The organism is Paeniroseomonas aquatica (genome assembly GCF_030409335.1).
In the GTDB taxonomy this organism is placed as follows: Bacteria; Pseudomonadota; Alphaproteobacteria; order Acetobacterales; family Acetobacteraceae; genus Belnapia; species Belnapia aquatica.
In genome coordinates this window covers 1-2,032 of sequence record NZ_JAUFPN010000267.1, presented here as the reverse complement: position 1 = coordinate 2,032, position 2,032 = coordinate 1, and the positions used below count along the sequence as shown (strand labels likewise).

The following is a 2,032-nucleotide window of genomic DNA, read 5'->3' as shown; positions in this document are numbered from 1 at the left end:
TGGCGCTCACGCAGCAACTCGAACTGCTCGCGGGCAGCACTTACCGATCCTTGCCACACTACAGAGGCAGGCGCGTAGTCGGCATCGCCGAGGTCTCTTAGCTCGACTAGCCTGCGGGCGTGGACCTCCGCCTGCTGTACCCCGGCGGCCCGCAGAACTTTGCGGCCTAGCCCGATCTCCTCCTCGAGCTCAGTGGTCGATCGCCCGGAGCCGCGCGACCCGTCCAGGCGCTGAGGGGTCCGGCGCAGCTGCTGATGCCCTGCCGGCGAAATGGTGTTTGCTGTGTAGCCCCCCGACCTCGGCGGCATAGCGACTATCCCTCTGGCATGACGCGTGGTGCCAGAGATTACATTGGCACGAATTTGCCTAATCGGTCGTCAATACTTGCCCTAGGCGCTTACGCCTTCCAACCTTTCGTATCATTCAATTTCACCGTATCTGACGGGTCGTACTCGTGCTTTGAGTCTTCGGAATAAGACTCGTGCTGTCCTCGGCCATACAGCAGCTTCCACTGCTCAACGCACTCGTTTACTTCTTTTATATTGACCACGCCGAACCCAGATACGCTCTCGGCATTGGCGATCATGTCGCGCAGGTCTGGCGGTAACCTCAGCAACACGCTTCCCGGGCTGGGCAGATAGAGCGCTATGACGGTCGGCGGCGCTTTCCCGTTCCGCTCCGCCTCTGCCAGGGCCCGTAGGGCGGTTACTCCGTCAGTGACAAACACAACCCGCTGCGGGTCACCCATCAGCACAGGCGGGACGCTGTCGTCGCTGCCTGGCAGCGCCCGATACGGTCCCTCCGGTATCGGGTGAAGCCACGCCGAGACTGCCGCCGGCTGGTTAGCAAGTCGGCCGAGGAACGCGATTCCCTCGTCAGGGCAGTAGTGGAGGAATTTCGCTTTCTCCGCACGGTCCCAGACGGCCCAGGGGATCTTGTGTTCCTCGGCTAAATAGCGCCGGCCTACCTTGCGCGCGGCGTCGTTCTGGAAGGGGATGGTCAGGCCGCGCCCCGCCCATGGGGTGCGCTCCCCTGGCTCGGTCGCGCCGTCTCGCGCTCTCGCTCCGCCTTTACTTCCGCCAAGATTCTGGCCAGTGCCTTTTGATTTTGTTGGTTCATCGACAGGCGGTCGAACGCTGTGGCTTTGTCCATTTGCTCGAGCACGGCTGCGTTCTGCGGACTTGCGTTTGAACTTGGCATCCCAGGGTTCGTCGTCCTGCTGTCGATCGCCTCCACGACGTGCACCCCGATCATCTCTGGAAGGTCCGCGAGCCGCTGAGTTAGGTGCGCCATCTGGTCGCGCAGGGCCCTGGTTGTCTCTGAGCTTCGATCCTGACGTAGGATTTCCAGATCCAGTTGCAGAGACGTCAGGTGGCTGGAATGGTGCGAAATCGCGGTAATGATCTTGTCCACTGCCGCTTGGACGCTCAGCAGAACCGGGTCGATCGTCTCTCGTAGTCTCTCTGCGCGAGCTACCTCCTGCGTCTGCGTCGACGCCAGGCTCTGGGCGATCACTGCTCTGAGCTGGGCGAGCTCCGCCAACACCGGATCGAGCTCGGTCTTCGTCGCTCGAGCCAGGGCCCATCGGGCCGCGGCCTCCTCCATCTCCTGGATTTTGCCCATTCACCCTCTCCTCTGCCTGGACGGCTGCTCGGGCTTTCTCCTCATGCCACGCCGCAACCAAGTCGGGTGGCGGGTCGTAGTCGTGTACGGCGAGGCCGGCCCTCTGGCATTCCAGCCACGCGTGGCGGCGAAACTCCTCGTTGCCGCCGCGAATGCGGAGTGCCGTCCAGCCTTTGGCACGCGCCATCTCCGTCATGACAGTAATAGCTGGGGTCGAAACTCCCGCCTGTTCTCGCCAAGTCGTCGAGATCCGCCGCCCGGCGTCTTGGATTACTGCACCGTCCGTCAGCCCGACCGTAATTGGGCCGGCGGGCTTATTGGATCGAACGTAGCGGACGTGGGCCGCCACATCAGGCTCGAGGTCACGTCGGTAGATGCGGGCTATCCGGACCCAAGCGAACCAGGCAGA

2 protein-coding genes and 1 pseudogene are annotated in these 2,032 nt (G+C 62.8%); all 3 read right to left on the bottom strand.

Going from position 1 to position 2,032, the window contains the following annotated elements; genetic code table 11:
• Positions 1-397: 397 nt before the first annotated feature.
• The gene (locus QWZ14_RS29255) at positions 398-748 is read right to left on the bottom strand and encodes a hypothetical protein (RefSeq protein WP_290320595.1); all 351 of its coding nucleotides are present in this window, start codon (positions 746-748) and stop codon (positions 398-400) included.
• Positions 749-999: 251 nt separating this feature from the next.
• Positions 1,000-1,623, bottom strand: a complete 624-nt coding sequence (locus tag QWZ14_RS29250; protein WP_290320594.1) for a hypothetical protein — start codon at positions 1,621-1,623, stop codon at positions 1,000-1,002.
• 61 nt (positions 1,624-1,684) lie between these two features.
• Positions 1,685-1,972, bottom strand: a pseudogene (locus tag QWZ14_RS32060) (LPD7 domain-containing protein); the annotation flags it as partial.
• Between the last annotated feature and the right edge of the window lie 60 nt (positions 1,973-2,032).